Source organism: Bradyrhizobium sp. ORS 375 (genome assembly GCF_000239775.1).
In the GTDB taxonomy this organism is placed as follows: Bacteria; Pseudomonadota; Alphaproteobacteria; order Rhizobiales; family Xanthobacteraceae; genus Bradyrhizobium.
The window spans coordinates 1-6704 of record NZ_CAFI01000353.1; the positions used below are offsets into that span (position 1 = coordinate 1).

At 66.4% G+C, this 6704-nt stretch carries 6 protein-coding genes; 5 read left to right on the plus strand and 1 reads right to left on the minus strand.

Annotation, left to right across the window (positions count from 1 at the left end):
• Positions 1-194: 194 nt before the first annotated feature.
• Together BRAO375_RS25060 and BRAO375_RS25065 are read left to right on the plus strand one after the other, a co-directional pair.
• A complete protein-coding gene (locus BRAO375_RS25060) occupies positions 195-1433 on the plus strand; it encodes an MFS transporter (RefSeq protein WP_009030247.1) in 1239 nt (412 codons plus the stop codon).
• A gap of 546 nt (positions 1434-1979) precedes the next feature.
• Complete coding sequence (locus tag BRAO375_RS25065; protein ID WP_009030248.1) at positions 1980-3083, plus strand: TAXI family TRAP transporter solute-binding subunit; 1104 nt, start codon at positions 1980-1982, stop codon at positions 3081-3083.
• A gap of 15 nt (positions 3084-3098) precedes the next feature.
• Here the strand turns inward: BRAO375_RS25065 and BRAO375_RS25070 are convergent, their stop codons facing one another.
• Positions 3099-3503 (minus strand): DUF4864 domain-containing protein, encoded by a 405-nt coding sequence (locus BRAO375_RS25070; protein ID WP_009030249.1) that lies wholly within the window; start codon positions 3501-3503, stop codon positions 3099-3101.
• 130 nt (positions 3504-3633) lie between these two features.
• Here BRAO375_RS25070 and kynU point away from each other — a divergent pair, with 130 nt between their 5' ends.
• Genes kynU through BRAO375_RS25085 form a run of 3 tightly spaced genes read left to right on the plus strand, consistent with a single transcriptional unit; the run spans position 3634 to position 6521 of the window.
• Entirely contained in the window at positions 3634-4827 is a 1194-nt protein-coding gene (gene kynU / locus BRAO375_RS25075; RefSeq protein WP_009030250.1) for a kynureninase, read from the plus strand.
• Complete coding sequence (kynA, locus tag BRAO375_RS25080; RefSeq protein WP_009030251.1) at positions 4824-5663, plus strand: tryptophan 2,3-dioxygenase; 840 nt, start codon at positions 4824-4826, stop codon at positions 5661-5663. The genes kynU and kynA overlap by 4 nt, the downstream gene beginning before the upstream one ends.
• Positions 5664-5696: 33 nt before the next feature.
• A complete protein-coding gene (locus BRAO375_RS25085; RefSeq protein WP_009030252.1) occupies positions 5697-6521 on the plus strand; it encodes a hormone-sensitive lipase in 825 nt (274 codons plus the stop codon).
• Positions 6522-6704: the final 183 nt, after the last annotated feature.

A 6704-nucleotide genomic window follows, 5' to 3' on the forward strand; every position in this document is an offset into this window, starting at 1 on the left:
TAAGAACGGGGAGAGGGAGCACACTTGCGCTCGAGGAAGGACCTCGGGTCACCGGTGGTCCATGTGGCTCTCGTCAGGATCTTGATGACCACAAGATGCTGGCCGACGTGCTCTTGTTGCACTGCTTCTGCATGGGCAATGCCGCAGCAATGTGGCTTGACCCCACAGCACGCGGCAACGAAGTTGTGGCCATCGTGCACGGACCCACCCCAAGATTCGAGGAAGCGCCTCACTTCACACCGGACTCGCGCCAGGCCTGGGCGCGGCTGGTGCTTGCGCTCGTCATCGGTTCCATCGGCGGCGCCGGGATGTGGACGGTTGTCGTCGTCCTGCCGACCGTGCAGGCCGAATATGCCGCGAGCCGCGGTGCGGTGTCGCTGGCCTATACGCTCACCATGTTCGGCTTCGGGCTCGGCGGCGTCATCGTCGGCCGCATCACCGATCGCTTCGGCATCGTCACCGCGATGGCCCTCAGCATCGCCACCACGGCCACGGCGTATCTGCTTGCAGGCGCCTCCGTGACGCTGTGGCAATTCCAGGCGGTGTATTTCCTGATCGGGCTCGGCTCCTCGGTGACCTTCGCGCCGCTGATGGCCGAGGCCTCGCACTGGTTCGAGCGCTATCGCGGGTTGGCCGTCACCATCGTCGCCTCCGGCAACTACGTCGCCGGCACGGTGTGGCCGCCGCTGGTGAACTATGGCGTGCAGCAGATTGGCTGGCGCGCCACCCATGTCGCGCTCGGCATCTTCTGCGCGGTGACGATGTCGGCGCTGCTGCTGGTGCTGCGCGCGCGGATGGGCGGCGCCGGTGCGCATGACCACACCCACGCGGCGCCGCCGCAGCTGACATTGCCGATCTCCACCAACGCGCTCACCGTGCTGCTGAGCATCGCCGCGATCGCCTGCTGCGTCGCGATGGCGATGCCGCAGGTGCATATCGTCGCCTATTGCGGCGATCTGGGCTATGGCGTCGCGGTCGGCGCGCAGATGCTGTCGCTGATGATGGCGCTCGGCATCGTCAGCCGGATCGGCTCCGGCTTCCTCGCCGACCGCGTCGGCGGCATGCGGACGCTGTTGATCGGCTCGTTGGCGCAGGGCTTCGCGCTGCTGTTCTATCTGTTCTTCGACGGCCTGACCTCGCTGTACCTGATCTCCGGCATGTTCGGCCTGTTCCAGGGCGGCATCGTGCCGAGCTATGCGATCATCGTGCGCGAGGCGATGCCGGCGCGCGAGGCCGCGACCCGGGTCGGTATCATCATCTTCGCCTCGGTGTTCGGCATGTCGTTTGGCGGCTGGGTGTCCGGCGTGATCTTCGACGCCACCGGCTCCTATGCGGCGGCGTTCGCCAATGGCATCGCCTGGAATGCCCTCAACCTGATGATTGTGGTCACGCTGCTGATCCTGGCGCGGCGGCAACACCGGCTGGCCACCTGATCGCGGGATCGTTGCGCGGCGGCAACAGTCGGACCCTGATCAGGGTCTATATGCACGCCGTCGTACAAAATCCAGGCTTCCGCCGCAAATCCATCGAATCCGATCACGCAACTCTGATCTCGATCGAAGCCGGTCGGGGCTTGTGGGGCCCTGCGCGCTTCGCATCGCGAAGTGAATTGTCGCGAGGTCTCAGCCGAGGCCGCGGTCGCCTGTCGCCCAACCTGAAGCAAGGGTGGCGGCGAGGTGAAGGCTCCGGACCGGTCGGGATCGCTGCGGCGGCATCGCGATGGTGCAGGAGGCCGTTGCGCTATGTCCATCGTTTCACGCGCCGTTTCGCAGTTGTCATTCGCCGCGCTGGCGATCGGACTCATGACGAGCCAGGCGTCGGCACAGCTGTTTCCGCAACCGCAGCCGGCCCAGCCGCCGCGGCCCGCGGCGACCCGATCTCTCATTGTCCCCGTATCGCCAGCTCCCGCCAGACCCAATGCCGCCGCGCCCGCTCCGGCGCCGCCGCGGCCTGCCGGCTTGCCGGCCTCGCTGTCGCCGATGCCAGGCAGCGGCCCGGACGTGTGGCGGCTGCCGAACCCGAACGACGTCAATGACGGCACCGTCACCATCATCACCGCACCGGCGGGCGGCGCGACCTCCGTGTTCGGCTCGGACATGGCGCGCGTGCTCGACGACCAGACCAATGTCCGCGTGCTGCCGGTGCTCGGCAAGGGCCCGGTGCGCAACGTCTCTGACATCCTGTTCCTGAAGAGCATCGACATGGGCGCGGTCGCGGCCGACGTGCCCGAGTTCTACCGCCTGCAATACGGCATTCCGGACATCACCTCGCAGCTCCGCTACATCGCGCGGCTCTATCACAATGAGATCCACGTCATCGCGCGGTCCTCGATCCGCTCGATCTTCGATCTCAACGGCAAGCGCATCATCGCGCCGACCGATGTCGGCTTTTATTCCGCGCGCGTGATCTTCAACCGGCTCGGCATGACCGCGTCGTTCGACTACGCCACCGACGATGCGAAATCGATTCAGAAGCTGATCGACGGCGAGGCCGACGCCTATATCGTCTCGACCGGCAAGGTGTTCCAGCTCGCCCGCAACATCAAGAACGAGAATCGCGCGCTGCATTTGGTGACGATTCCCTATGATCGGCGGCTGCAGGATCTCTATTTGCCGACGACCTTGGCCTCGGAGGAATATCCGAACCTGCTCAATCCCGGCGAGACGATCGAGACAGTGGCGATCGGCATGCTGCTGGTCAGCTACAACTGGCCTGAGAATACCGAGCGCTATCGCAAGGTCGCGCGCTTCGTCGAGGCGTTCTTCGCCAACTACGACGAGTTCATGAAGCCGCCGCGCCATCCGAAATGGAAGGAGTCGAGCATCGTCGCCGTCATTCCCGGCTGGAAACGCTTCAAGGCCGCGGACGAATGGCTGGTGGCGCGCAACATGGTGCCGCGGCCGCAGGCCGCCGATGCGCCGCGGTCGCAGGTTGCTGATGTCCAGCAGCAGCAGCAGTTCGAGAGCTTCGTGCGCCAGAGCGGCGGCCAGGTGTCGAACGATCCGGCCGAGCGCAGCGCGCTGTTCCGCCAATTCCTGCAATGGCGCCAGCAGCACGGCGGGCCGCCGACCCCGTCACGCTGAAGTCCCGTCTCGCCTTCAGACCGACTGGCCGGCCTTCAGCAGCGAGCAGCCGGTGATCTTGAGGCTGCCGTCCGGCTGCGTCTGCAGCGTATAGAGCGCCTCCCAGGCCTCGCCATTGGCATCGACGATGTGGACGCGCTGCGCGATGTTGCCGTCCTCGACCTGTGACGGGCCAAACTCGAAGCTCTTGTGACGGTACACCGGCGCATAGCCCTGGCGCACCATCTCCATGAAAATCTCGACGCTGGGAAAGAGCGCCTGGATCTCGGGGGCGGCCTGCGCATAGGCGGCAGGGCCGTCGTCGCGCGCCAGCGCCTGCTCCTGGGCGCGAATGACGCTTTGCGCGGCGGAGACGTCGCCGCCGGCCAAGGCGGGCATCGCCCATAAACAGAAACAGACGAGCCAGGCTGACGCTCTCATCCCACTTGCTCCGTAGCTGCGGTCGTGACAGAGCCACACCATCCAGGCGGCGCGGACGTGTGGCCGCCGGTCGATCTGGTCTCTTGCGGCCCGAATCATGCATTCGGGACGGCGAACAGAGCAAGGCAGCATGGCGGATTTTTCTCACACCCGATCGCTTTTCAAGATTCCTGACGGAGTCATCTATCTCGACGGCAACTCGCTCGGCGCGCTGCCTTCGGCCGTCCCCGCCCGCGTTGCCCGCATGCTGGAGGCGGAATGGGGCACCGAGCTCATCCGCGGCTGGAACAGCGCCGGCTGGATGGTGCAGCCGCGTCGCGTCGGCGACCGGATCGCGCGCCTGATTGGCGCTGCGCCCGGCACGGTGGTGATGGGTGATACGCTGTCGATCAAGGTCTATCAGGCGCTCGCCGCGGCGCTGTCGCTCAACCCCGGCCGGCGCGTGATCCTGTCTGACAGCGGCAACTTCCCGTCCGATCTGTACATGGCGCAGGGCCTTGTCCGCATGCTCGGCGATCGCGCCACGCTCAAGGTGGTGGAGCCCGAGCAGGTCGAGGCCGCCATCGACGACAGCGTCGCCGTGCTGATGCTGACCGAGGTGGACTACCGCACCGGACGCATGCACGACATGGCCGCGCTGACCAAGACGGCGCATGATGCCGGCGCGCTCACGGTGTGGGACCTCGCGCATTCCGCCGGCGCCGTGCCGGTCGACCTTGCCGGTGCAGATGCCGACTTTGCCGTCGGCTGCACCTACAAATATCTCAATGGCGGCCCCGGCGCGCCGGCTTTCATCTATGTCGCCCCACGTTACGCCGACATCGCGCCGCCGGCGCTGTCGGGCTGGATGGGCCACGAGGCGCCGTTCGCCTTCGATCTCGACTATCGTCCCGGCGGCGGCATCGAGCGGATGCGCATCGGCACGCCGCCGATCATCGCTCTCGCCGCGCTGGATGCGGCGCTCGACGCCTGGGAGGGCGTGTCGATGCAGGATGTGCGCAAAGCCTCGATCGCGCTGTCAGAGCTGTTCATCGCCGAGGTGGAGAAGCGCTGTCCGTCGCTCACATTGGCGTCCCCGCGGGACGCATCACGGCGCGGCAGCCAGGTGTCGTTCCGCCATCCCGACGGCTATGCGATCATGCGGGCGCTGATCGCGCGCGGCGTGATCGGCGACTTCCGCGCGCCGGATGCGCTGCGCTTCGGCTTCACGCCGCTCTATATCGGCGAGGCTGAGGTGCGCGGCGCCGTCGACATCCTCGAGCAGGTCCTTGCCAACAAGCTGTGGGACAAGCCCGAATATCGTCAGAAGGAGCTCGTGACGTGAGCAGCGCGCCCTACGATCCCGCCACCGAAGGTGCGCGGATGAACTTCAAGGGACGCATGTCCTATGGCGACTATCTGATGCTCGACCGCCTGCTCGACGCGCAGGCGCCACTGTCGTCGGCCCATGACGAACTTCTTTTCATCATCCAGCACCAGACCTCGGAGCTGTGGATGAAGCTCGCGATCCACGAGATCAAGGCCGCGATGGCCGCGATCGCTCGGGACGATGTGCAGCCGGCGTTCAAGATGCTGGCGCGGGTGTCGCGCATCTTCGAGCAGCTCAACGGCGCCTGGGACGTGCTGCGCACGATGACCCCGAGCGAGTACACGCTGTTCCGCGACAAACTCGGCGAGTCCTCCGGCTTCCAGTCGTTCCAGTATCGCTCGATCGAATTCCTGCTCGGCAACCGCAACCTCGCGATGCTGCGTCCGCATGCGCATCATCCGGAGCTGACGGCGGAGCTGGAATCCATTCTGGCGAAGCCCAGCCTGTATGACGAAGCACTGCGGCTGCTCGCGCGCCGCGGCTTCTTCATCGGCGCCGACGGCCAACGCACCGACTGGCGTGGCACCCGCGCCGAAAGCCCGGAGGTCGCGGCGGCCTGGACCAGCGTCTATCGCGATCCGCAGCGGCATTGGGAGCTGTATGAGCTCGCCGAAAAGCTGGTCGATTTCGAGGACTATTTCCGCCGCTGGCGCTTCAACCACGTCACCACTGTGGAGCGCATCATCGGCTTCAAGACCGGCACCGGCGGCACTTCGGGCGTGAACTACTTACGCAAGATGCTGGAGATCGTGCTGTTCCCCGAACTCTGGAAGCTGCGCACCGGCCTTTGAGCCATCGCGCGCTGATTCGATCAGGAGATTGTCATGCTGTATGCCGTCAAGGACTGGGACAACGCCTATGCCAACGGCCCGAACATCCCCGGCGGCGAACGCTGGCCTGGGCTGTGGGTCGCACCGGCGGAGGCCTATCGCAGGGAGCTCGCCGGGCAGGGCCGGGCGAAGCTCGACATCGCCTATGGCGCGCATGAGCGGCAGCGGCTCGATCTGTTCCTGCCGGAGGGCACGCCGAAGGGGCTCGTCGTGTTCGTCCATGGCGGCTACTGGATGCGGCTCGACAAGAGTTTCTGGTCGCACCTGGCCAAGGGCCCGATCGCGCGCGGATTTGCCGTGGCGATGCCGTCCTATCGGCTATGTCCCGAGGTCGGCATCGCCGACATCTCGGTCGACGTCGCACAGGCCATCGCGCGCGCCATGGACGAGGTCGCAGGTCCGGTCGCGCTGACGGGCCATTCCGCCGGCGGCCACCTCGTCAGCCGCACGATCTGTCGCGGCGCGCCGCTCTCAGAAGAGCGGCAGAAGCGCATCACCGGCGTGGTCTCGATCTCCGGCCTGCACGATCTGCGCCCGCTGCAGCGGACGGCGATGAACGAGACGCTGCAGATCGATGACGCCACCGCTGCGAAGGAGAGCGCGGCACTGCTGACGCCGATCGAGGGCGCCAAGGTCACCGCCTGGGTCGGCGGCGCCGAACGCAACGAATTCCGCCGCCAGGCCCAGCTGCTCGCGAACATCTGGATCGGGCTGGGGGCGCGTACGGCTTATGTCGAGGCGCCGGACCGGCATCATTTCGACGTCATCGACGATCTGGCGGATGCGGAGAGCGGGCTGGTGAAGGCGTTGGTGGGCTGACAACGATCGTTCGCATGCCGCGATCATTCCGCTCGCGCGGTGCAACCTCTCCCCGCCCTTTGCGGGGAGAGGTCGGATTGCGCAGCAATCCGGGTGAGGGGCATGGCAAGCACGGTGTCCGGATCGCAGCTCCATCGGACGGGCACGCTGGCGCCGCATGCGGCGTGTAGTTTGTTGGGCGCG